We start from the raw sequence: 26,619 nt of genomic DNA on the forward strand, positions 1-26,619 counted from the left end.
CCCAACCCTATAAGCGACCCTAATCTATTGGTAAGTCTTACCCTATTATAAGCTTGAGCGGGAGTTATAGCAATAAAATATTCTCCTTGGCTATTAATTACAATTCTAAGTCTATCTCCGCAAAATCATTATCAATTTCTGAACGACCTTGTAATATTGGATTGGTTCCATTTAGCGCTTGTACCGTAAATTCTTGGTTTCCGATAAGCACTACCCCAAGTACATCCGATAAGAGTCCGCCTAAACTTCCTCCTAATAATGCTGGTAACAAATTGTCATCGGTAGCTATTTTTACGTATGACGTGGTATTAGCTGGAACAGTTGTAGGAAATTGAACTTCCAAATTTCCAGAATACGCTCCAATTCCTATAAGTAATCCTGAACTTGCCCATATGGACGCATTTGTTGAAAAATCTGTATCAATTGCATTAGTTGCATTGTCTACATTACTTTGATTCGTAATAGAATTGGTGAAATTTCTTGTTTGGGAATGGACATATTGGTTAAATAAAATAAGCAATAGCATCCCAAAGATAAGCTTTGAAATAGTAGTTTTTTTCATTGGTTTACGTTTACGTTGGATTATCGTAAATCTGAGGGAACACCAATAATAATTTATACATTTAATAAAATGTTATCCACTGCTTCTAATGACAATTTTTTAATATGAATTAAAAAATTGTCATTAAAATTGTAGCAAGATTTCTACTCTAGCTTTTAAGCAGCTAAAAAAACGTCGTTTAAGTCGGTTTTGTTAAAAAATCTAAATGACTTTTGCTCGTAATAAAAGTGATGAAATTTCTAGTTTGGAAATAAGCGTATTGGTAAAAAAATAACCGATAGTCATCCCAAGATAAGTTTTGAAGTAGTAGTTTTTTTTTCATTGGTTTATGGTTTACGTTGGTTTATCGTAAATCTGAGGGAACACCAATTAATTCAATACTTAATAAAATGTTATTCATTATTTCTACTGATAATTCTTTTAGATGAATTTTAGAATTATCACTAAAATCGTAGTAAGATTCCTACTTGGGCTTTGTAGTATATACGAAGTTCTATCTAAGTCGGTTTTGTTAAAAATTTGTTAATTTTATTCTGAATGAAATTGAAGAAATTTCTTGTTTGGGAATAATTGTATTGCTTAAACAAAATAAGCAATATCAACACCATAGTTAGATTTGAAGTAGTAGTTATTTTCATTGGTTTTTGGTTTAGGTCGGTATATGGTAAACACACACAAGTACATGTAAATAAGTAACTTAATACATATTATTCGTTATTTCTACTGATAATTATACAACATATATTTTTTAATGACTACAAAATAGTAGTAAGATTCCTACTCTAAATTTAAAGTATATCCGAAGTTTTGTTCATGTTTATTTTGTTAAAATAATGTTAAAATTAATTAATTTGGTTTTGAACATACAAATAAGTTTAATTAGTTACGTTTTTTAAATTAAGTAAAAAATGAAACACTCTAGAAATTAACGTATTACAAATTTATTAGGAATAATATTGTTAATATAATATTTAAAGTAGCAAAAAATTATTAAAGTAACAAGAGAAGTCGGAAGTTGAAAGACCGAAAAAGCAGTGTTCAGTGTTCAGTGTTCAGTAGACAGTAGACAGTAGGGAGTCGTTGTATTCAGTAGTATGTAGGAATTTTTTTTCTTTATAACAACATAACTCGATAACTTCTTAACTTTTTGACTCAAAGTGGCAAAGTTATAAATGTGCTAATTTGAAAATAAGGAAATGAAATAAAGACGGAAGTCCGAAGACCAAAGTGTTCAGTTGGCAGTTACAGTATGCAGTTTTTGTCATTGTAACATCGTAACAGCATAACTCGATAACTTCTTAACTTTTTTGACTCAAAGTGGCAAAGTTATAAATGTGCTAATTTGAAAATGAGGAAATGAAATGAAGACGGAAGTCCGAAGTCGGGAGACAGAATGCAGAAGGTAAAAACTTTCCTAAAACATCGTAACAACATAACCCGATAACTTCTTAACTTTTTTGACTCAAAGTGACAAAGTTATAAATGTGCTAATTTGGAAATGAGGAAATGAATTGAAGACGGAAGTCCGAAGACCAAAGAGCGAAGTGTTCAGTTGGCAGTTACAATATGCAGTTTTTTTTCATTGTAACATCGTAACTCCATAACTTCTTAACTTTTTTGACTCAAAGTGGCAAAGTTATAAATGTGCTAATTTGGAAATGAGGAAATGAAATAAAGACCGAAGTGTTCAGTTGGCAGTTACAGTATGCAGTTTTTGTCATTGTAACATCGTAACAGCATAACTCGATAACTTCTTAACTTTTTGACTCAAAGTGGCAGAGTTATAAATTTGATGATTTGAAAATGAGGAAATGAAATAAAGACGGAAGTCCGAAGTCGGGAGACAGAATGCAGAAGGTAAAAAGTTTCCTAAAACATCGTAACTCCATAACTTCTTAACTTCTTAACTTTTTGACTCAAAGTGGCAAAGGTTCAGAGAAGTAAAGTTGTGATTGTGTAACATCGTAACTCCATAACAGCGTAAAATCTATAATCTTTTCTCTATATTCTTGTTTCCTGAACTTCAGACTTCAGGCTTCGGACTCCCGTCTTCGGTCTTCGGACTTTTCAATCTTTAAACTAAAAGAAAATCCCGTAAGCTATAAAGCATACGGGATTAATTACATACTATTTCAACTCCTGATTAAAAGGAGCTATTAATTCTCAATACTAACTACTTATTTTTTCCATTTGTCATTCAATAACTTTATATAATATCCTCCTACAACACTTCTGGCTTGAAAACCTCTTTGATTACCGTTGGAAGTAAAATACCAATCGCTCATAGGAACTCTATCTTTTGTTTCTTTTGCATAGGTATATACAGGATCTGCCAATTCTTTAAACGTTTTCATATCATTACTTAAAGTTGCTGTCCATAAAATCCAATCAGATTTAGTATAATCTGCTCTACTATCCAACGGAATTCCATATTTATTTTGCTTGGTCAAATAATACGCTATTTCTTTTTTATAAACCGATTCTGGAAACAAATCAAGACCTATAACTTTATCCCACACTAAATTATATTTTTGACTCCAAGTGTCCATATTATCAAATGTAAGTGCGTAATGATCTCCTGCATCTGCCAATTTCATCCATTTACCTGCCATATTTTTAGCCATTTCTGTATATTTTTTAGCAATAGCATCTTTTCCTAATTGCTTTGCCATATATCCATAAGAACCTAAAGCTACAATAGCTTTAATAGATAAATTTGCATTTCTAGCCAAATGACCAGCAAAATCATCTGTACACAATTGATTTCCAGGATCAAAACCTTTTTCTGCTAAGTAATCTGCCCAAATTGTAAGGGTTTCCCAATGCTTTTCAGCATAAGAAATATCATTTTCAGCTTTAGTAATAGCAGCTGTAAGAATAATCATATTTCCAGATTCTTCAACAGGCATAGGCTCTCCATATACCTCTCCATTTGCTTTTGGATAGGTTCCAATGTCATGAGCAGCAAAAGGTTCTGTGTGTCTTCCACTTTCAGAATAATAGAAAATTCCCGTTAACATCCCTTTTAAGAAATCTGGATTGTACAACAAATATAAAGGTGCAGAAGGATAAGTAACATCTACCGTATTGATACACCCATTACTAAAATTTTCTTTAGATAAAAACAGTAATTCCCCCTTAGGACTTTCTACTAATTTATGTGCTGCAATACTCTGCCTATACGCTATTTCACATAATTTAGCATACGCTTCTCCTCCAGCATTTACTGCTTTTTCATGAAGGTTTTGATCAAAAGTATTACATTGTGCTATAACTTCACTGTAAGAATTTGCTGCTTTATTTAATTCTTTTTCTATTGAATTGCTCCCGTCTTTATTCCACCAAGGACGTAAATTCTCTCCAAAATATTGAATGGAGTACAAATCATCATATCCTAACATTATAACATGATCTTTAGTTTCTTTTACCGATTCTTCTGGAAAAATGGTGCTTAACATCAAATCTTTCCCCTCTGCTACAAACTCACTATTGTTTCCTGTTATAAAATCGGTTTTAGCATTAATAGCAGTACTTACATTTTGTGTAACCTTAGCAGATTTTGGAGTTGCTATATACAAACTCCCCCAGTCTATCCGTAAGTTATCCCCTTTTTTTTCTAAAATGGGCTGCTCTACAGTTCCTGTTCTTATATAATCAACATCCGTAGTTTCGCCAGTTGAAGCAACCATTTTCTGACTCACAACATCTGATGCTAAAGCAGTGGATGCTCCAAAATAAACCTGTACTTTATGTGTATTTCCGTCATTAGATTTAGTCTTCATTGAAATATAAGAAACAGGTCTTGAAAACAACTCCAGATTATCCATAATTAATGGTGACGAAAATGTAAGATTTACATCCACAGCTCCACACTCTAAAACATAAGAAGTTTGGGTAGCAGAAACATTAAGAGATTTTTGTTTTGCAACAGTTGCAGTAGTTTCATCCTTTATTTTCTCTACAATTCCAGCGTCTAACGACTGTCCTCCTTGATTATTTTTAACATGAATAGCTAGTAAATTTCCTTTTGCTTTTAAGGCTTTAATAGCTTCTTTAGGAATATCATAATACTCATAGCTATCATTCCAACATTCACAAGTATATACCTCCACTCCATTTATATAAACTTCTACATTATCATCATGTCTAAGCTTTAAAAAAAGCTCCTCATAATTAGTGTTATTTAGATCAAATTGTCGTCGGTACCAAATATGATCGGTTGTCCATTTTGTTTTTGCTTGATCTCCATCGCCATAAGGTGCTGGTTTTGTTTCCCATGAAGAATCATCAAAATCATTAACTTGCCAATTATTATTCGGTTTGCTTTCTGTAATTTTTGCTTCATAAGTACTTTCTATCCCAGTAGGAACAATTGTTTTATAACTCGGTACATCATCCCCTAAAACTCGATACGAAACACCATCCACTTTAACCATTCCTATTAACGACTGGTTCGTTCCTGTCCAATGTTTAGTAGGAGATTGATTAATGTTGTCGGAAAAAGACCATATACTAAAATATGGATCGTGGGTTATTAAAGGATACGCTGAAGCTTGACGCGCATTATCTCCTTCTTTTGCTTGTGCTGTAATTACTGTTTTCTTTTCTTGTGTATTACAACTTGCAAGACATATTATTAAAATGATTAAAAAATTCTTATACATATATTTATTTTTAACTATTATACTAAACCATTCTGCTCTTAAAATAAAAAGTCTGCAGAAGACCGAAAGTCTGTTTACCTCAGATTCACTAATATATCTTTTTCCTCCCTTACCCTTCTAGCAAGACCTCCAAAGAAAAAGGAAAGATACATCCGTTAATCTGAGGCTAAAATTAATCCATTTCGACCTAGAACACTTCAAGATACTTAGAACAGGATCTGGGAAATAAAACCCTCAATGATGGATTAAAAACTACAGATCAATTTTCTCAACAGGAGAAAAAATCATATCCTCTACGCCTACCATTCTTACACCTATTCTGGCATATAATTGTTCCCTGTTTACAGTTGTTTCTGGAAGGTCAACACTTATATTTATGTTATTTAAATCGCTAAAATCTCCATCAGAAGCAATTATATTATAATCTCCATTGTCCGAAACAAACTGTGTTTTATTTACATACAAGGTAACACGCTCTATGTCTTTTGCATCGCTATCTGCAATTATTTTATTAATACTACATTTTCCTACAATGGTAGTCCCACTTTTAGTAAATTCAGCATTTTCAATTAGATAATAAGGTGTTACCTCTATATTCATTTCTGTATTTCCATTTAAATCAACAAAAATAGTATCCAATTGCTGCTCATTTATAATATTGGTTCTAAAAGGTCCTTGTCCTTTTACAAAAGCCAATCTATAATCTCCACTATACAATCTGGCACTAAACTTTCCTTCTTGATCTAAGGTCACTCCTAGAGGCGTTTCTTTCCCAAATCCAGATTGCCATAATTGAAAATCTACTTGGTTACTCCCTACTCTAATGGGCTCATTATTATAAACTACTTGCCCAGTAAAAAATGCATCGGGTTCCTCGTAATTATCTACTTTATCACAGGAAGCTAAAAAAGTAAGTGCTCCCAATATGAATATTGAATATTTTAATTTCATGTTTACAAGTTTATTTATTTTTCAAAAAATAGTAAGAATGTTCATTTCAATTTTACTCGATAATCGAGATTTTAATGCTCTGAAGCTTGCTTCGAAATGTTTTTTTAGTTTTTTCTTCTAATGCCTCGTGAGCTTGCTCCGAGGTAGTTTACTTCACATAATTAATAGACATTCCTCTTTTTTTCTAATTTCTATTACTGATTAGGATTTCTAATAATTTTAGGGTTGTTGTTAATAATATCATCTCCAATTTTAGAATAATAATTTCCAAGCCTAAAGCGGTCGGCTCCTGTTACCCTTGCTGGTTTTATAATTTTATAAATAAATTTCCCATCGTTTTCATTCCCTGGATTATATATTTTATAAGGCCAGATTCCATAAGGTTGGGTTTTACGTTTTAAAGGATCTCCAATGTTTTCTGTTACTTCGGAAGGACTAATAGGCGCTCCATCTAGTACTTTGTCTGCTATTCTCCATCTTTTGATATCAAAGAAAAAATGTCCTTCAAATGCAAGTTCTATATAACGTTCATGCACTATTTTATCAAAAGTTACATCTCCAGCTGTAAGTGAAGTTGTAATTCCGGCGCGACTCCTAATTTGGTTAAGATAATCTGCTGCTAATCCTCCTTGACCTAATTCAAAAGCAGCTTCTGCGGCATTTAATAATACCTCCGCATATCGGTAACGCATTTGCCACACATCACTTTTAACCCCACGCTGACCAGAACCTGCTTTAGGATCTTGAAATTTACGAAGGTAAAATCCTGTTTGTGCAGTAAATTCTAATCCGTCTATTGGTCCATCAAAACCAACCACTTGCACAGTTCCTAAATTACCAACTTCTTTTTGTTGTCCTCTAGAATCTCCGCTAATTATAGCTCCATCTGGCATTTGGTAACCTGCCCAAATATCGGTTTGTCGTCCTTTAAAAGACGAGCCTGGTAAAATAACTGTTCCCGCTAAACGGGCATCACGACCTTCAAAAATAGCTCCTACATTGTCATAATAAATAGGGTTTCCAGAAGCATCTACATTTGGTAAAGGCTGGTAAGTACCGTCTAAAGTTTCAAAAGATTGTACAAAGTTTAAAGAAGGATTTGTTCTGCCTCCAGACTCTTCTTCTGCTCCAAAAATAGGTTGATTTAATACTGTAAATTCATGTGTTTTACCACTCTGAAGTTTATAATCTTCAATAAAAATAACTTCAGGGTTTTCTACCTTATCCGTAAAAATACTGGCAAAATTTTCCGACAAATCAGGTTTCTTCTGATATAAAGCATACCCTCCTGCTTTTCCATCTATAATGTCTTTAGCAGCGGTTAATGCTTTTTGATAGTATGCATCTGCTTTAGCAGCAGGAATCCCAACTTCTCCTTCAGGTAAGGATACTTGAGGCGTACTTGCCCCATATTTAGCAATAGACCCTGCATACAATGCAGCTCTAGCTTCCATTGCCAGTGCTGCCGCTTTGGTAGCTCTAGATTTAGTTCCAACATTAGCTGGTAAGAAGTCTTTTATAGCTTCAGCTTCACTAATTACAAAATCATAAATGGTAGCTTCCGTTTCTCTTGGATGCTGTAAATAAGATGGATCTCCATTGAAATCATATTCTTCAGCTTCCAAAATTAGTGGCACGCCCCCCATTCTTTTAACTAATTCAAAATAATAAGAAGCCCTTAAAAATCGCGCTTCAGCAATAAATCGTTGTTTATCGGCGTCGCTTAATTCTGTAGCTGGTTCACAACGTTCTATAAATAAATTAATATCTCTTATATATGCATAGTCCCAGGTACCCCAATCTCCATATCCAAATTCATTGTTTTGAAAACTACCATACCTTCCTGTTTCCGACCAAAAGGCAATATTGAATTGTGAAATAGATACCCAATCTTCAATATAAGCGAAATCATAATAACGGTTATACAAACCAGCAATAACCGATAATGTTACGGCTGGGTCTGAAAACACTTGCTCTTCAGTTAAAATATCGGTAGGCTCTCTGTCTAGAAAGTCTTCGTCTTTATTGCAACTAGTACTTAGTAGCGCTGCAGTAATTACTATATATAAATACTTTTTCATGTGTTTATTTTTATCATTTTTAACAGTCACATGGAACATCCAAATAATCATTTCAATGTGTGTCTAAAATTTAGACATGGATGTTTCATTATTATTATTTTTTATGTTAGATGGAAAGATTAATACCAACATTAATTACTCTATTTTGTGGGTATTGTAAACTATTGTCGTCCACAACTTCTGGATCTACTCCATACTCTTCCAAGTTGTCAAAAGAATATAAGTTGTAACCGTTAACATAAAGTCTCAGTTTTTGTAATCTTAATTTATCTAGTACCACTTGTGGGAAAGAATACCCAAGCTCCATTGTTCTTATTCTAAAAGATGTAATGTTATGCAACCAAAATGTAGAATTCCAATTGTTACTATGGCTACCATTATTATAGCGTAAGCCAGGGTATTTCCCAGCAGTCCACTCGCTGTTAGGATCAAAAGGGTCCTCTCTTTTCCATCTGTCTAAAAATATTTCTGCTAGAGCTCCTTCGTTTATAAATGGTCTTCTAGATTCCCAGTTTTGATTCCAAGAATAGCCTGAATTTCCAGAAAAATCTGCCGTAAAATCAAAGCCTTTGTAACCTAATGATAGACTCAAGCCATAGTTTATTAATGGTTGTGTTTGATTGTAGCCTATTGGAGTTTCATCATATCCATCTATTTTTCCATCCCCATTAACATCTTTGTACATTATATCTCCAGGATTCATAGAAGTATTCCCACGTCCATCATTATTAATTGGATAATTATCTATTTGTTCTTGCGATTCAAATTGACCTATTGCTGTATATCCCCAGAAAATATTATTATATCTTCCTTCTGATGAATTTCTGTACTCATCATAAGAATTACCAAACCTAGGCTTGTAACTCTCTAAGAATTTTGTTTTGGTATACGATGCATTTCCAGAAACCATTATTGATAAATCTCCAATATTTCCGTAATAAGAAAGCGAAGCTTCCGACCCATATACAGCATCACTATTAACATTTTCGTCTGGCAAAGAATATCCCAATTCATTAGGTACTAGCACATCATACTTTCTACCTCTTAAGCCAGAGCGCGCTCTATAGAAATAATCAAAAGTACCAGTTAACTTTCCGTCAAATAGTCCAAAATCTACTCCTATATCGGTAATTTCACTTTCAAACCAAGAAAGGTTATCTATAGGTTGCCCTCTATCTGTACTCGGTACTATTGGATTTCCGTCAATAATAACTGGAGTTCCTCCATAATTATATCCAGTTAAATAATCAAAAGATCCAATTCCAATATCATCATCTCCCAACACCCCATAAGAAGCCCTTATCTTAAAGTCGTTTACAATAAAATCATCACCTACTAAATCCTTAATAAAAGGCTCTTCTGTAATTCTCCATCCACCAGAAATAGAAGGGAAAATACCTACACGCTTATCTGGAGCAAATTTCCAAGAAGCATCTCTTCTGATAGAAGAATTAATGTAATATTTATCTTTATAGTTATAGGTAAAGTTACCTACATATCCAATTCTAGCTTCTTCATATTCTGAATCGTCATATTGATCCATATCAGAAAAATATATTAATGGCAGTACATTTGTTCCTGGTACAGCATGTAAATATTGATTGGTTTCATTAATATCAATCCGCTCTATTAAGAACATAGCGCTTAAAGTATGCTCATCATTAATTACCTTATTATAATTTAAAGAACCTTGAAATACATTTTGGATTTTCTTGTGAGTAGTTCGCTCTCTAAAAGGATTGGTACTTCCTCCAGTAACTGTATATTCATCATTTTCTTGATCATACGTATAGGCATCATACGTATATTCATGTCCATTTTGCACTCTATCAGAAATAAAATAGGAATACATTCCTTTTGCTTTTAATCCATCTATAAAACCAAAATCGTATTCTGCAGTAAAGTTATTTTGCAATACTCTCCATGTATCTACATAATAGCCACCAACTTCAAAATTATGTAGTCCTGCATTTGTTTCATTATGACCAATATCATTTAAATATTCTGGATTATCGTTTGCATAAGGACGCTCAAATGGTCTATTTCTTAAAATTGCAAAACGAGGTTGCCAATAATCATCATAACCTGGAATTCCTGGGTTTTTTCGTTCTTCTATTCTTCCATTTATCTGAACTCCAACTTTTAGATTATTAGTTATTTGAGCATCAACATTACTTTGGATATTATCTCTATTGAAAGTCCATTCATCTCCAAAAACCGCTTCCTGATTTAATTTTGTGTACGATAAATAGTAGTTTATTTTTTCTGATCCTCCAGAGGCACTTACATTAAAACTAGTAACTGGAGCATTTTTTTTCACTATAAAATCCTTCCAATTAAAAGATTGATACCCTTGTGCTTCTCCTATTCTATATTTTTCTAATTCTTCTGCTGTAATAGCTGTAGAACCAAACTCATTTACTTCCGCCTCTGCCTTACCAAGCATATATTCATAAGAGTCGTTTACAGTTTCAGGGAATCTAGTCCAGTTTTGCCAACCTGTATACGCATCAATATTTACGGTACTTCTAGCTCCTTTTCTTCCTTTCTTTGTGGTTACTACAACTACCCCATTTGCAGCTCTAGAACCATATATTGCAGCCGATCCATCTTTTAATACCGAAATACTTTCTATATCGTTTGGAGATAAATTATTAAACTGTCCTACATCTTGCTGTACTCCATCTATTACATACAACGGATTCCCCATATTTCTAATCTGTACATTTGCTGAAGCTCCCGGACGCCCATCTGGCATTCTAAAACTAACCCCAGGAAGCTTTCCTGCCAAAGAAGTACTTACCGTACTCCCTGCGTGTACATTCTGAATATCGCTGCTTGATACTGAAGAAACTGCCGCTGTTAAATCCTTCTTCTCCACTGAAGAATATCCTACTACAATTACTTCGTCTAAAGCTTCAACATCTTCTTTTAATTTTACATTTACTGTTGTACGGCCGTCTACAGATACTTCTTGGGATTTAAACCCTATAGAACTAATTACCAAAACTGCATCTGAAGCAGCTGAAATCTGATAATTACCATCAAAATCTGTGGTGGCTCCACTGCCTTCTCCTCCTTTTACCAATACATTTACATAAGGTATCGGGACTTGATTCTCATCGGTTACTTTACCATTAATTGTTACTTGATCTTGTCCATACAAATTAGACATCGCGATAAAGCAAAATGTTAAGGCAAAAACCAATTGTTTAATTTGATTTTTAAAAGTTGTTTTCATTGAATTTCATTTTTTTGAAACATTCATTTTAAGTTAGCTTGTAAGTAAATCTTGAATACAAAAGCTTGGTAAGGCTTTTATCAGAATAAGAGTAAAAAAAACTTTAATTAAATTATCCAAAAAAAATAAAGTCGATTATCAATACCTCAATTAATTCTATTGAAAATTGATAATATTAAATTTTAAACTTTATTTTTTGCGATTTACTTAATTCAAAGTAGCGTATTATATGAATAATGTAGCTAGTGGTTTTGTTTCAATCTTTCGTACAAAATGTTCATTGTGTTAATTTTTCTTAAAATGAATGCAGAAATGAAACTATTTGCGGTATTGTGAGACAATTTGAACATGTCAAAAACACACCTTACTATACGGATTATCAGCTACTTATAAGCTAAGAATGTATTAAATATGCTTTTTAATTATCAACTAATTTATAATGCGCTAGAAAACGTCTAAAATTGGCTTATTAGACAAATAAAAACCTTGAAAAGTTAGCGTTATTTTTATAGGAATTTATAGGATCAGAATCTATACAAAAATAACTCTTAAAACATACCGTTTAGAACCTAAAAAGCTCCTAAGAAAAATTCTTAAGAGCTTTTTAGATCCCAAAACGGATGCTAATTTTATATATATGTATTATTAGTTAGTAAGTTCATTTATTACCTCTTGATTTATTTCACGAACTTTCTTAAAGTCCATTTTATCAACCTTCCTATCATAAGTCATAAACCCATTTACTTCTCCTTCAACATCGGTAGTTTGTGTGTAAACTGCTGCAGAAAATCCTGTTTTTACAAATCCTTTTAACTTCTTAGCATATTTAATATACTCCTCTGTTGTTTCTCTTGAATTTTTAAATTTTACATATCCCCAATTATTATCGGTTTTCCATAAATGTCCTTCTAATGGCAAGCCTATTCCTCCATACTCCCCTAAAACAGTAACTCTTTGTGCATCATATAAATACATATCTGGCCCTGGGTAATTATGTAAATCTAAAATATCTCCTGTTTGAAAATGGTTACCTCCACTAGCAGAATTAATCAAACGTGAAGGATCATATTGTTGCGTCCATTCTGTAATTTCTACAGTTTTAAATTGTCCCCACGCTTCGTTGAAAGGAACCCAAACTACAATGCTAGGATAAGAATATAAATAATCTATAATTTCTTTCCATTCTTTACGGTAAATCTGCTCAGATTTGGCGCTTCTTTTTAATGCTGTACCATCAAAATATTTTCTGTTTTGCCAAATTGGAGCAGCATCTCCGTTTGGCATATCTTGCCAAACCAAAATCCCTAATTCATCACAATGTGTATACCATCTAGCTGGCTCTACCTTTACGTGTTTACGAATCATATTAAACCCTAATTCTTTAGTTTTAACAATATCGTATTTTAAAGCCTCATCTGTTGGTGCAGTATACAGCCCATCTGGCCACCAACCTTGATCTAAAGGTCCAAATTGAAAATAATCTTTGTTATTTAACTGCATTCTAACAACACCATTTTCATCTCTCTTTTTGGAGATTTTTCGCATAGCAAAATAACTATCAACTGTATCTGTTGTTGTATCTCCACTTAAAAGTTTAACGGTTAAATCATATAAAAAAGGGGATTCAGGCGACCATAATTTTTGGTTTTCTATATAAATTTCAACTTCCTCATTAGCACTAGCTTTAGAAACCGCTATTACTTTGTTATTTTCTTTAATGATTACCTCAATAATATCTCCATAAGAAGCATTGGTTAATAGCGGTTTAACTTTAATAGCACTATTATCTATATCTGGTGTAATTTTTAAATTTTTTATGCTTTTTTCTGCAACAGGCTCTAACCACACAGTTTGCCAAATCCCCGTTACGGGAGTGTACCAAATACCATCAGGATTTTTTACTTGTTTTCCTCTTGGCTGCGGACCATCACTTGTAGGGTCCCAAACTTTTACCGTTAATTTTTGTTCTCCGCTACTTAAAAATGGGGTAATATCAAACGAAAATGGAGTGTATCCTCCAGTATGAGAACCTATTTTTACACCATTCAACCAAATATCCGATTTCCAGTCTACTGCTCCAAAGTGTAATAAAATATTACTTCCATCCCAATTGTCTGGTATGGTAAAAGTTTTATTATACCATAATTCATTTTCAGCACCTACTTCTTTCATTACACCAGAAAGACTAGATTCTACAGCAAAAGGCACTAAAATTTTTCCATCTCCTTTTTTAGGAGCTTCGCCTCCTTTTTTCTGAATACTATAATCCCATAAACCATTTAGGTTTTTCCATTCTTTCCTTACCATTATTGGCCTAGGGTATTCTCCTAAAACATTATTTACATCTATCTTCTCTGCCCACGATGTTTTTATTTTTTTTCCTGCGGGTTTCCATTGTTGCGCTACTGCCACAACACTAAACAGTAATGTTATCCCTAACAAAATGCTTTTTTCTTTAAATCTCAGTCGATTAATCATTTCTATTAAATATTAAAATAAGTTACAAAAACTAGAAGGTTCTTTTCAATCCCTCATAGAGGGTTTAATTCCCCGACGTTCTACGTCGAAATGAGTTAAATTATTTTCCTTTGAATACCTCGTAGGCTTGCCTCGAGGTAGTTGATCTAATACCTTCACTATACAAATTCTTAACTTGTAACTCTTTTTTTATCAATTCCCGATAAAAGATTAAAAATTGAATGGAAAAGAGTTAAAATTTCAAATTCATAAAACCAAAGTGAAGAATTTTAATCTAGTAGTCACTTCCCTTTTGTGTCAAAATTTCATATTTATTATTCAAAACCGACAAATTCAATGCTTTTAAGCTAGAAATTGCATCATAATGTTTAAAGAGGGAGATAAACCCACCAACGACAGATTATTGATTTGCTGTAATTCTTCCCTTATAAACACCTATAGAATAAAAGGCTATTAATAAAAAACAAACAGCTGGTAATATAAACGAAAAGTTAATTTCTGATACTCCTAAAATGCTAATATCATTTACTGCTGATCCTCCTAAATCTATTAAAATACCTTGCAATTGCGGTAATAAAGCACCACCAACTATTGCCATAACTAAACCTGCAGCTCCTATTTTAGAATCTTCTTCACTTAAACCGTTTAGTGCTATTCCATATATGGTAGGAAACATAATTGATAAAAATAAAGAAACCAATACCAAGCAATACAGTCCTATTTCATTTTGAATAAACATAGTGGCCAGACAGCAAAGCATTCCTAAAATTGAAAAATATAATAGCAAACGAGAAGAGCTCATAAATTTTAACAAATAGGTTCCTATAGCTCTTCCTATGGTGAATAAAATAAAAGCACACAATTGATAATTGGCTGCTACATCTGCAGTAATATTAATCCCTTCCGCATATTGGTATATGTATGTCCAGCACATAATTTGAGCTCCCATATATAAAACTAACGACAGAACACCGTATGCATAACGTTTGTTTTTAAATAATCCAGAAAAGGTTTTAGAGAGACTTACTTCCTCTTCTTTAGCCCGTACTTGCGGCATTTTACTTAACAAAATAAGAACTAATACTACTAAAACTACCAAGCCTAAAATTACATATGGATCTCTAATTACCATTAAATCTGAAGTTCTTATAAGTGCTTTTTTGGCTTCTGATAATGCTCCAAAATCATCAAAATCATCCGATTGAAGGTTTTCAAGAACAAAATACTTTGCAGCCAAAAGTCCGAGTACCAAGCCTACTGGATTAAAGGCTTGCGCCAGATTAAGACGCTGAATAGCCGTTTTACTATCTCCCATGGATAATATGTATGGATTTGCTGTAGTCTCTAAAAATGCTAAACCAAACGTAAGGACATATAAACCAAGGCAAAAAAACCAAAACTGCTCGTTAGTAGCTGCTGGATAAAACAATAATGCCCCAACTGCATAAAGAATCAAACCTATAATTATTCCTTTTTTATATGAATATTTACGTACAAAAAGTGCCGCTGGCAAAGCCATACAGAAATAACCTCCATAAAATGCCATTTGAACCCATGCCGCTTGAGAATTACTTAACTCCAAAACCTTCTTAAATGCCTGTACCATAGGATCTGTAACTGCATTTGCAAATCCCCAAAGAGCAAAAAGAGACGTTATTAAAATAAAGGGTAGAAGTATTGCTTTAGATACTACTGGTGTTTTGTCTGTGGTTTTCATAGTGTAATTTTAGTATTAAATTTCAGGAAGAATTGTTTTGATTTCATTCCAAAAAACATCGTTAAGGGTATAAGAAGCTCCTATTATATTTGCTACTTCAGTATTATCTATAATTTGAATTTTTAAGCTTGACTCTCCGTTCTCAAAAAGCTGTTCCAATCTAGGTAGAAATAATTTTGAAGACTTGGCAATACTACCTCCTATGACTAATAAATCAGGGGTGAAATTATTAATATAGGGCAGCATATACTCATAAAAATTGTCGCTAAACTCTGTAAATATTTCTTTTGCCGCATCTTCATTCTCCTCAATAATGCTTTTTACCCCATGTATTGTTTTCACCCCGAATTTATCTTGATATTTACTTAGAAACCATCTGGTGGAGAAATAATCATCAGAAATCCCATCTTTGTATTCTTTATCCCAAAGACATCCATTTTCTGGCACCCTATCTCCTGTTAATACAGGCATCATTCCATCAAAAAATGCAGCACCAAAACCAGTTCCTAAAGTAACCGCTATTACTTTTTTATCTGAAGAAACACCCCCTGTTAAGATACTCCCCAAACCAAATGAAGAAGCATCATTTAAAAACCGAAGCTTTAAATCTTGTCTAGACAGGTATTTTGGTAATTCTTCTACAACAGAAACATTATAAAGCGCCTCATACTTATCGTTTATTTCAAACATAGCTATCCCTTCTTTATACTTAAATGGTCCAGGCATAGCAAAACTGATTCCTTCTACTGTTTCTTCTATAATGGAAGCGAGGGTTTTATTAATACAATTCCCCCAAGTTTTTAAGATGTTTTCCTTACTATCTTTGGAGTTTACCTCCTGTTTAAAGTATGTTTTTGAAAGTGTTTTGTGGGTTTTCATATCAACCGCTGCGCAGGAAATATGACTCCCCCCTATATCCACTCCAATTGCTATTGGCATTTTTTATTATTTAAATTTGATAATTCAGTTCTTAAATCCCTCATTGAGGGTTTTTATTCCCGAGAGCCTGTCCAGAGTCTACCGAAAGGCTCTACGTCAAAATGGATTAAAATATTTTCCTTTAACTACCTCGTAGGCTTGCCTCGAGGTAGTTGATTAGTAATCCGCACTATTCCGTTTCCAATTCTAGTGATCCTCCTTCTACAAAAAGGGAATGAGAAATAAAGTATCCATCTATTTTTTTGGTATTAACATTTATTGCTTTTAATTTTCTCTTTGCTGAATTTGCTTTGATTTTTAAAAGCTTATTGGTTGAAGTTTTTATACTTACTTCATCAAAAAGAGGAATGCTCACTAAATATTCGGCATCAGATGGTGAAAAAGGATAGAGTCCCATTGCACTAAAAACATACCATGAAGACATTTCTCCTGCATCATCCATTCCAGGCAATGCCAATCCATGTTCTCCCGTTCCGTAATAATCTTTTAAAAGCGCATCTATTACTTTTTGAGATTTATAGGGTTTATCTACAAAATAATATGAGAAAGGAGCCTCATGTCCTGGTTGATTTCCTTGACAGTATTGCCCCATAAAGCTAGATACATTTCTTGCAATATGCTCTGGATTCCAAGGAGTAGTAAATAAAGAATCCAATTTGGCTTCAAAAGGAGCTGCGCCTCCATACAATGCCACAAGTCCTTGCATATCATGAGGCGTATAAAAAGAAACCTGCCATGCATTTGCCTCTCTATACATATATTCATAATATGGATATTGCGGATCAAATGGAGTAATCCAATCCCCATTTTCCAAGCGCCCTCTCATAAAGTTGGTTGCAGTATCAAAAACATTTTTATAATTTTTGGAACGCGCCAATAAGTCTTTATAATGCGCTTCATCGTTCATTTCTTTTGCTAATTGTGCTAAGGAATAATCGTCGTAGGCATATTCTAAAGTTTTAGAAACTCCCGCCTTTGCTTTGGTCTCCACATGTGCATTTTCCACCTTAGGGTCAGAAATATATCCCTTTTCAATATATTCTGTTATAAAAGGTCTTGTTCCTCCTTCTTTATAAGCATTGTTTAATAATAATTGATATGCTTTTTCAACATCAAAATTATTCAAACCTCTTTTATAAGCTCCTGTTATGTAGGAAGCAGCATGATCTCCATGAAAGAAAGTAGGAATAAAATCTCGTATTTCTCCTCTATCAATTAATGAAGAAATAATATCGTTGCTTACTTTAGGGGAAAATAAATCTAATAAAACCACTTTATTTCGGTAGGTATCCCATAAAGAAGGAATGGTATAATATTGAAAGTCTTTTTGTTGGGTTTTTCCTGCATCATCGGTAAACTCCCCATTGATATCGCTTCTAAGTGCTGGCCATAAAAAAGATCTATAAAAAGACGTATAAAACATTTCCTTTTCCTTTTTACTCCCTCCAGAAACTTCAATTTTAGAGAGTAAGGTTTCCCAAACTACATTTCCAGATTGTTTTATTTCTTCCAATGTTTTATTTCCAATCTCTTGAGTCAGATTTTCCTTCGCGTTAGCTATACTTACAAAAGATAAACCTATTTTTAGAACAACAGGATTTCCATCATCAGATACGCTTATTAACGCATAACCATTGCTTGCTCCTTCATTCTTTTTTTCTATTCCTGATGTTTGCTGACTCACTTCTGCATAAAAATAGATTTTTTCTCTTCCCATTTGTTGAAAGCCACTCACTCCATTTTTACCTACCAAATTAATCTCCCAATTATCTACATGATTATTAGAACGACCTAAATCGAAAAGAAGCTTTCTCCCCTGATTATTCTCAAAAGTATATTGATGAATTCCGCTTCGTAAAGTGGAACTTAATTTTACATCCACTTTATAATCTTCTAGAAAAACCTCATAATAGGCAGGAGAAGCATTTTCTTTTTTATGACTAAAAGAAGATTTAAAAGGATAGGTAGCATTTGCTGCAACAGGTAAAATAGGAATATTACATAGATTCCAATGACCTTTATTGGTATGAGTAAACCCTATAATTTCTGTGTCTTCATACTCATACCCTGCTCCAGAACCGTATTTGGTAATAGGACTTAATTGCACCATAGCATTGGGTAAAGACGAGCCAGGATACGTTAATCCTGCCCATACCCGCCAATCTTTTGGAGGTGTATATCCAATAGCTTTAGGGTCTGTTAAAGGGGCTGTTCCTATAAAAGGATTTACATAGGAAGTATAATTTACTTGCTCTTGATCTCCTTTATTATCTTCCGCAGCTTGTTTATTACAAGACGCAAAAAAGAGAGAAACTAGGAGTATACTTCTCCATAGGTTTTTCACTTTTATAATTTTCATAGTAGGTTTATTTTAATAATTCAGGGTTGGTTTTGTAGGTTTCCCATAGTAACTCTCCAAATAAAGTATTTGCCCATGCAAACCAAGATCTAGAAAAGTCTTTTGGATTATCCTTGTGGAACGACTCATGCATAAAACCTGTATCTCCGTGTGTATTCTTTAAGGTCTGAATAGACTCTCTAATTTCTTCTGAATCGCTACTAGTTAATCCTTTCATTATAATCGACATTGGCCATACCATATCCATTCCTACATGAGGACCACCAATTCCTTCGGCTGCTTTCCCCTTAAAGAAAAATGGATTATCTAAAGACCATACAAAACGTCTTGTATTCTGATAGGTTTTATCATTTACATCTATGGCATCCAAATACGGTAGCGCCAGTAAACTAGGTACATTTGCATCGTCCATAAGTAAATGATTCCCATAACCATCAATTTCAAATGCATAAATATCTCCATGTTTTGGATGGTTAACAATAGCATATTTCTGCAAAGCCATTTCGACCTCTTTACTTAAAGCTATTAATTGATTTGCTAAATCTACATCCCCATGAATTTCTGAAACCATTTCTGCTGCTTGCTTTAAACTAACTACAGCAAAAAAGTTTGAAGGAATTAAAAAGGAAAATACGGTAGCATCGTCACTTGGTCTAAAAGCAGAACAAATTAAACCTATTGGTTTAACAGGGTAGCCATAACCTCTTAATGCTCTCGTATCTGTAGCATGTGGAGTTTCTCGCATAAAAGAATAAGGTCCAGGGTTTTCTTTTTGCTGCTGCTCCTTAAATGTTTTCAAGGTTGCTTGAATTGCTTTTTTCCATTCTGCTCCAAAAAGCGTTTTTTCGCCTGTTTTTTTCCAATAATTATAAGCTAATCTAATTGGATAACACAAAGAATCAATTTCATATTTACGCTCATGAACCCCAGGTTTCATATCGGTATAATCACTCGCCCATTCTCCTCTTTTATTTGGATCATCGTAAAAAGCATTCGCATAGGGATCCTTTATAATATAGCTGGTTTGTCTGTTAATTACCCCAGCTATTAAATCTTTTAAATGTGCATCTTCATCTATAAAAGCCATATAAGGCCATACTTGAGCAGAACTATCTCTAAGCCACATAGCGTCTATATCTCCAGTAATAACATACGTATCTGGCTTACCATTTTCATTAGAAAAAGTAACTGTAGTATCTAAAGTATTAGGAAAACAGTTGTTAAATAACCATGTTAATTCTTCATCTTTTACGTTTTTCGAAAACTCTTTTATTGCTTTTTCAATACTCTTACTCGTAAAGTTTCGCTGATTCTCTGCTACTCTAACTGTTGGAAATTGTTTTATTGGTGCAGCTGTTAAATCTATTGGGTTTAGAAAAGCTAAACTCCCTGCCATGGCGGTGTTTTGTATAAATTTTCTTCTTTGCATACTAAATATCCTTTATTAATCTAGACCTTCCCTCTCTTTAAGTCTTCTTACAACCTTTATAAGTATTACCTCACTTAATTGTATTGACATATAGGCTGCTTGTATGAGAGGTAGTTTTCTAGTAGATTAGTTGGTTTTTATTTTACAGTTAACATAAATTTTACAAACGCAATATACTAAAACGTTTTAGTTTTGAAAAAAATAATTTAATTTTTAATTATTTTCATTAATGTTCAGTAGGCAAAGGGACAAAGTTGTAAATGAATCAATTTGGAAATTTGAAAATGTAAAATAAGTAATAAAAATACTGACTTCGGATTCCCGACCTTTCAGTATTCAGTATTCAGTATTCAGTTAGCAGAGCTCAGTTAGCACTATTCTTCTAAAACTTCATAACAACGTAACATTGTAACCTCTTAGCTTTTTTTACTTTCTACTATAATTCCTGTCTCCTAACCTTACAGTATTCAGTTAGCAGTACTCTTCTAAAACCTCATAACAACGTAACATTGTAACTTCATAACTTTTTTACTTTCTACTATAATTTTCAGTCTCCCGACTTCGGACTTCTGCCCCCCAACTTATTCAATCTTCAAATCTTTCAATCTTTCAATCTTTCAATCTTTCAATACTTATTAATATACTCCGTTGGTGTCATATTAAATTGTTTTTGAAAATTTCTCCCGAAGCTAGTTTGAGAATTATAACCCACCATTTCAGAGACTTCATAAATTTTATAATCACCTGTTTTTAAAAGCTCCGCTGCCTTTTTAAGTCGCGTAATATTTATTAATTCATTCGGACTTAAATTGGAGAGGTCTTTTATTTTTCTGTAGAGGGTAGAGCGACTCATATTCATTATTTCTGCTAATACTTCAACACTTAAATTTGGATCTGAGAGATTGTCGTAAATAACTTTATCCAGAGATTTTATAAAAGATTCATCTGGTTTTGCATGTCCAATGCTTTTTATATGTGCCAAAGGAGAACTCGAATAGTGTTTCATGATATGCTTTCTATTCTCCAAAATATTTTTAATTTGGATATGCACATATTCAATAGAAAAAGGCTTTTCAATATAGGCATCTGCACCACACTCTAGACCTTCTACCTTTGCATTTATAGCACTTTTTGAAGTAAGCAAAATAACTGGAATATGACTAGTTTCAAAAGAGGTTTTTATCTTTTTACACATTTCAAAACCACTCATTCCGGGCATCATAACATCACTAATAACTAGCTGAATATTCTCTATTTGAATTGTTTCCAATGCTTTTTCGGCAGTATTAGCCTTTACAATGGAATAATCATTCTCTAAATCATTAGCTAAAAAATCTAGAAGATCTTCATTATCTTCAACTAAAAGAATTGTTGTTTGTTTAACTTCCTTCACTGCATTACTCTCTTTTACATCTTCAATTATATTTTCATTTAAAAGAGGCAATTTATTTTTTTCATAGAAATCAAATTTCCGTTCTTGATAAAGCGGCAGTTTTAGAATAAAAGTATTCATATAAACATCTATAGTATCCAATATTAGCGTTCCATTATGTAATTCTGTTAACGAATACGCCAAAGACAATCCGATCCCTGTACCTGTTTGATGATTTGCCTCTGGAAGCCTAAAGAATGGTTCGAATATTTTTTCTTTTAAATGATGAGGAATTAGCTCCCCATCATTCTTAACAATCAAAACAAACTCATTTCGATCCTTTTTAATTATTACACTAACTTTATTTTTAGCATATTTAATAGCGTTATTGAATAAATTACTCAAAATCTTTTTTAGAGCCTCTTCATCTGCATGTGCGTATACATCTTCATCTGGACAATAAAGTTCAAAAAGCAATTCTTTTTCTTTTATTGCATTGCTAAAACGAGTGTACGTATTTTTAAGAATATTTGTAATATTTACCTCTATAAAGTTTAAGTTTAGCCCTTCTATCTCTGTCTTCCTAAAATCTAATAACTGATTTACTAAATCTAAAAGTCGTGATGTATTTTTAGACATAATATTTAGATTATCCTTCATAAAAGCATTCTGACTATCTACTTTTAATAGTTTTTCAAGCGGACTTTTAATCAATGTAAGTGGAGTTCTAATCTCATGAGCAATATTGGTAAAAAACTCTATTTTAGCTTGATATACCTCTTTCTCTTTTTTGTTATTAAGTTGTCTTATCTTCCTATCATTCTTCTCTACGGTAAGTTTATGATAATAGATAATAATAGAAATTACGAGTAAAGAAACAATCAAAATATAGCACGCGTATGCAATAGTACTAGCCCAAAACGGCGGTGCTATGTCAATTTCCAAATCTCTGCCCATACTCCAAGAGCCATTCCAATTAAGCGCTTTATATTTTAAGGTATAAGACCCTGGAGACAGCTTTGTAAAATATGCAGTATGACTTTTATTTAATTCGACCCAATCAGTATTCAATCCTTCAAGTTTGTACCAATATTTTGTCATTTGGGGAGCATTATAACTCAATGCAGCCACATCCACACTTATGGAAGATTGATTATGCTTTAAATTTAATTTCTCAATACTACTAATAGAACCTTGGATTGGTCCCTCTGGATCTGCTAAATTAACCTCCTTATTATTAATTTTTATATCGGTAATATATAAAGGAGGGGTATACGTATTCTTAACAAAGTTTTTCTGATTGAAAAAAATCATCCCATCAACACTTCCAAAATACATGTTTCCTTGTGCATCTTTATAAGCCGCATTGTAATTAAATTGATCGGTAGTTAAGCCATTTGCTTTGGTATAAACTTTAACATCTTCACTTACAGGATTAAATTCTACCAACCCATTGGAACTACTTATCCAAAGATTTTGTTTGTTGTCTTCCAAAATGGAATAAACCAAATTACTAGGAAGCCCATTTTTTACGGTAAAGCGTTCAAAATTGCCTGTACTATGGTTGTATTTATTAAGTCCATTTTCCGTAGTAATCCAAACAGTTTCATTACTACTTATAAATACCTGATTGATGGCGTTGCTACTTATACTATTTTCATCTTGAGGATTGTAGGTAAAATTTTTCTTTGCGCCAGAAGTTTTATCAATTAAATACAATCCGTTTCTATAAGAACCTACCCATAACTCATTCTTTTTTGAGGCTGCCATTGTTGTAAAAAAATACCTTTCTGGGAGCATACTGTAATCTTCAAAAAAGTCCTTTTCTTTATTGTATTTCTGGATCCCAGAGGTTGTTAAAATTAATATTTCTTTGTCAAGCGTTTTAAATATTGAATACACAAAATTACTGTGTAACCCTCCTTTACTTCTTAGTCCGTAATGTTTTATAACCAAACCGGTATCTTTATCCAAAGCATCCAATCCATGCTCAAAAGTTCCTACCCAAATTTTATCTTTATCTGGTAATATTCCATGAATGTTATAATAAGCTAGCGCTGTTTTATCATCATTTTTGGGATTAATATTGATAAACTTTTCTGTCTTCGGATTAAATTTATTAATCCCAGCGTCTTCGGTGCCAATCCATAAATTCCCGTCTTCATCTTCTTTAATTTCTCTTACAATATTTCCACTAATTGAATTTTCATTAAACTTTGGAAAATACTTTTTAAAGGGAGTATATTGTTTAGGATAATAGTTAATTCCGCCAAAATAGGTGCCCAACCAAACTCCTTGCTCATTATCTACCGTTACTGTATAAATAGCATTGTCTGATAAGGCATAATGATCTTTATAGTTTTTCTGTAAATGTGTAGATTTTTGGGTTTGCAAATTATAGATATAGAGTCCGTTCTCCGTCCCTATCCACAATTCGTCTGCTCCTTTTTTTGTAAAATCCCTTACATAAATTGGTTCATTTTCATTTTCAATGATGTTTTGCTGAGTTCCATTTTGAATATTAAATTGGATAGCTCCATGATTTTGAGTTCCTATAAGAATTTCTTTTGAGGATAGCGACTCAATGGTGGATATAATATAAGGAAACTCGGTGCTGTCTATAGGCTTAACCCCTACCGATGTGAAATTTACATTATTAGCATCGTATTTATAAATTTGGTTGAAAGAAGCTATCCATAAAGTATTATCTGGACTCTTTGTAATACTAAGCGCATCAAAAAAATCTGCAGGATCAAAAACAACGTATTTATTAGTGTCAACCTCATATTTATAAAGCGTTCCCCCAGCTATAAACCATATATTTCCATCAATATCACTTTCTATATCTTGAATAGATTGATTCTTTGTAATAGATAACAGAGTAAATTTATCTTGGTCCTTATCAAACTTATACAAACCATTATCTGTACCAACCCATAAAAAGTTTTGATGCTCGTAGATAGCTTGTATAAAATTACTTCCAATGCTTGCATTATTTAATGATTCGTTTCTGTATAACTTATAATTATACCCATCAAACCTATTTAAACCATCCTTTGTTCCAAACCACAAAAAACCGTCCTTGTCTTGCAAAGAGCAAATAACAGAATTATGAGATAAGCCATCTTCAACTTGAAAATGCTTTAAATAATACTCTTGAGATCTAACAACAAAACTTACTTGTAGAATAAAAATTAAAAATAGCAGGCCTTTCTTCAATGTTTTAAAATTTTGTGAAAAAGTACTAATAATCTTTATACATATTGTTTCATCAATCCTCATTTTGATTCATTTAAAAGAAAAACAGCAATCCAAAAGTAACTTTGGATAGATTGGATGAAAAAATGAAACATTAGTTACAGCTATAAAACCTAATAAATGATCTAATTTGCTATTAGTTAAGAAATCAATACAAAATGAAGATTATTATTTTCTAATTACCAAAATAGGGGTTAAATAATTAACATATATCAAAATTACAGTATGCTATTTAACTCTCAAATCTAATTAAAAAATGTAATTTATATGCTGAAAAGTATTCCTCATTTTGAGTCAGAGATAACTATGAGACAAATAGCTAAATACATTACAATTTAAAAGAATAAAAGTTCAATTAACTACCTCGAGGCAAACCTACGAGGTATTCAAAAGAAAATAATTTAACCCATTTCGACGTAGAGTCCTTAGGTATATTCTGGACAGGCTCTCGGGAAATAAAACCCTCAATGAGGGGTTTAAAAAATAGATTTATCAACCCATGAAACTATACTATTTACAAATTATACTGCTATTTACATTATCATTAGGGGCACAAAACACTACGTTTACAAACCCTGTTTTACCTTCTGGTGCCGATCCTTATAGCACCTACCATAACGGGTATTACTACTACACAAATACTGTTGGTAATAAATTGATACTTTGGAAAACCAAAAATTTAGCAGAACTTGAAAATGCAGCGCACAAAACTATTTGGACACCTCCCGAAACAGGAATGTATTCTAAATCTATTTGGGCGCCAGAATTCCATATTATTAATGGCAAATGGTATGTTTATTTTGCTGCAGATAATGGCGACAATAACAACCATAGAATGTATGTGCTGGAAAACAGCGCTGAAGACCCGTTTAAAGGCGAATGGGTTTTTAAAGGGAAAATTGCAGCCAATCCAGATAGGTGGGCTATTGATGGCAATGTTTTTGAATACAAAAAACAATTATATATGATATGGTCTGGCTGGGAAGGGTCTGTAAATGGGCAACAAAATATTTACATTGCTCCTATGAAAAATCCTTGGACATTAGACTCCAATAGAGTTTTATTGTCTGAACCTACCTATGTGTGGGAAAAACAAGGAGATCTAAACGATGCTAATAACCCTCCGCATGTAAATGTTAATGAAGGGCCACAATATTTAGAACATAACGGGAAGATTTTTATTGTATTTTCTGCAAATGGATGCTGGACAGATTACTATTCTTTGGGACTTTTAAGCTTGGAAGGCGATGATATTTTAGATCCATCTGCTTGGAAAAAACATTCAAAACCTATTTTCAAAAAATCGGAAGAAAATGGAGTCTATGCTCCAGGACATAATTCGTTTTTTAAATCTCCAGATGGTACAGAAGATTGGATTCTTTACCATGCAAATTCTAACCCTGGAGAAGGATGCGGATCTAAAAGGTCTCCGAGGATGCAAAAAATTTCATGGAATAAAGATGGCTCCCCAAATCTAGGGATTCCCGTTTCAGAAGACACCACATTACAAATTCCTTCAGAATAAATTATTTATAAAGTCCATAATGGGCATGTAATAGGCAATGACC

Annotated in this window: 12 protein-coding genes; 1 reads left to right on the forward strand and 11 read right to left on the reverse strand. The window is 32.9% G+C overall.

Annotation, left to right across the window (positions count from 1 at the left end; translation table 11 throughout):
* Positions 1 to 97: 97 nt before the first annotated feature.
* The 11 genes from AC13CQ_RS03485 to AC13CQ_RS03535 all read right to left on the reverse strand — a co-directional run bounded on the left by AC13CQ_RS03485 (position 98) and on the right by AC13CQ_RS03535 (position 25,012).
* Entirely contained in the window at positions 98 to 562 is a 465-nt protein-coding gene (locus AC13CQ_RS03485; RefSeq protein ID WP_474507694.1) for a hypothetical protein, read from the reverse strand.
* 2,177 nt (positions 563 to 2,739) lie between these two features.
* Positions 2,740 to 5,226, reverse strand: a complete 2,487-nt coding sequence (locus tag AC13CQ_RS03490) for a glutaminase family protein (protein ID WP_337900808.1) — start codon at positions 5,224 to 5,226, stop codon at positions 2,740 to 2,742.
* Between the two features lie 252 nt (positions 5,227 to 5,478).
* Positions 5,479 to 6,177, reverse strand: coding sequence for a DUF3823 domain-containing protein (locus AC13CQ_RS03495; protein ID WP_335587392.1), 699 nt, complete (start codon positions 6,175 to 6,177; stop codon positions 5,479 to 5,481).
* Positions 6,178 to 6,371: 194 nt separating this feature from the next.
* Positions 6,372 to 8,258 (reverse strand): RagB/SusD family nutrient uptake outer membrane protein, encoded by a 1,887-nt coding sequence (locus AC13CQ_RS03500; RefSeq protein ID WP_337900807.1) that lies wholly within the window; start codon positions 8,256 to 8,258, stop codon positions 6,372 to 6,374.
* Between the two features lie 106 nt (positions 8,259 to 8,364).
* The gene (locus AC13CQ_RS03505) at positions 8,365 to 11,499 is read right to left on the reverse strand and encodes a SusC/RagA family TonB-linked outer membrane protein (protein ID WP_008616314.1); all 3,135 of its coding nucleotides are present in this window, start codon (positions 11,497 to 11,499) and stop codon (positions 8,365 to 8,367) included.
* A 645-nt stretch (positions 11,500 to 12,144) separates the two neighbouring features.
* Positions 12,145 to 13,977: a glycoside hydrolase family 2 protein gene (locus AC13CQ_RS03510; protein ID WP_337900805.1), complete on the reverse strand. Its 1,833-nt coding sequence runs from the start codon at positions 13,975 to 13,977 to the stop codon at positions 12,145 to 12,147.
* 400 nt (positions 13,978 to 14,377) lie between these two features.
* On the reverse strand, positions 14,378 to 15,694 hold the full coding sequence (gene fucP / locus AC13CQ_RS03515) for an L-fucose:H+ symporter permease (RefSeq protein WP_337900803.1): 1,317 nt from the start codon (positions 15,692 to 15,694) through the stop codon (positions 14,378 to 14,380).
* A gap of 15 nt (positions 15,695 to 15,709) precedes the next feature.
* A complete protein-coding gene (locus tag AC13CQ_RS03520) occupies positions 15,710 to 16,633 on the reverse strand; it encodes an ROK family protein (RefSeq protein ID WP_337900802.1) in 924 nt (307 codons plus the stop codon).
* Between the two features lie 169 nt (positions 16,634 to 16,802).
* A complete protein-coding gene (locus AC13CQ_RS03525; protein WP_474507096.1) occupies positions 16,803 to 18,992 on the reverse strand; it encodes a GH92 family glycosyl hydrolase in 2,190 nt (729 codons plus the stop codon).
* A gap of 7 nt (positions 18,993 to 18,999) precedes the next feature.
* Entirely contained in the window at positions 19,000 to 20,421 is a 1,422-nt protein-coding gene (locus AC13CQ_RS03530; RefSeq protein WP_008616307.1) for a glycoside hydrolase family 125 protein, read from the reverse strand.
* A gap of 625 nt (positions 20,422 to 21,046) precedes the next feature.
* Complete coding sequence (locus tag AC13CQ_RS03535) at positions 21,047 to 25,012, reverse strand: two-component regulator propeller domain-containing protein (protein WP_474507097.1); 3,966 nt, start codon at positions 25,010 to 25,012, stop codon at positions 21,047 to 21,049.
* 538 nt (positions 25,013 to 25,550) lie between these two features.
* Between AC13CQ_RS03535 and AC13CQ_RS03540 the strand changes: the two genes are divergently transcribed.
* Positions 25,551 to 26,576, forward strand: coding sequence for a glycoside hydrolase family 43 protein (locus tag AC13CQ_RS03540; protein WP_337900798.1), 1,026 nt, complete (start codon positions 25,551 to 25,553; stop codon positions 26,574 to 26,576).
* Positions 26,577 to 26,619 lie beyond the last annotated feature (43 nt).

It is taken from the genome of Galbibacter sp. L-19, from assembly GCF_056857615.1.

Bases quoted from the DNA above. Each gene is read 5' to 3' on its own strand.
- AC13CQ_RS03485 (WP_474507694.1), bottom strand. From the start codon at position 562: ATGAAAAAAACTACTATTTCAAAGCTTATCTTTGGGATGCTATTGCTT.
- AC13CQ_RS03490 (WP_337900808.1), bottom strand. From the start codon at position 5,226: ATGTATAAGAATTTTTTAATCATTTTAATAATATGTCTTGCAAGTTGT.
- AC13CQ_RS03495 (WP_335587392.1), bottom strand. From the start codon at position 6,177: ATGAAATTAAAATATTCAATATTCATATTGGGAGCACTTACTTTTTTA.
- AC13CQ_RS03500 (WP_337900807.1), bottom strand. From the start codon at position 8,258: ATGAAAAAGTATTTATATATAGTAATTACTGCAGCGCTACTAAGTACT.
- AC13CQ_RS03505 (WP_008616314.1), bottom strand. From the start codon at position 11,499: ATGAAAACAACTTTTAAAAATCAAATTAAACAATTGGTTTTTGCCTTA.
- AC13CQ_RS03510 (WP_337900805.1), bottom strand. From the start codon at position 13,977: ATGATTAATCGACTGAGATTTAAAGAAAAAAGCATTTTGTTAGGGATA.
- fucP (WP_337900803.1), bottom strand. From the start codon at position 15,694: ATGAAAACCACAGACAAAACACCAGTAGTATCTAAAGCAATACTTCTA.
- AC13CQ_RS03520 (WP_337900802.1), bottom strand. From the start codon at position 16,633: ATGCCAATAGCAATTGGAGTGGATATAGGGGGGAGTCATATTTCCTGC.
- AC13CQ_RS03525 (WP_474507096.1), bottom strand. From the start codon at position 18,992: ATGAAAATTATAAAAGTGAAAAACCTATGGAGAAGTATACTCCTAGTT.
- AC13CQ_RS03530 (WP_008616307.1), bottom strand. From the start codon at position 20,421: ATGCAAAGAAGAAAATTTATACAAAACACCGCCATGGCAGGGAGTTTA.
- AC13CQ_RS03540 (WP_337900798.1), top strand. From the start codon at position 25,551: ATGAAACTATACTATTTACAAATTATACTGCTATTTACATTATCATTA.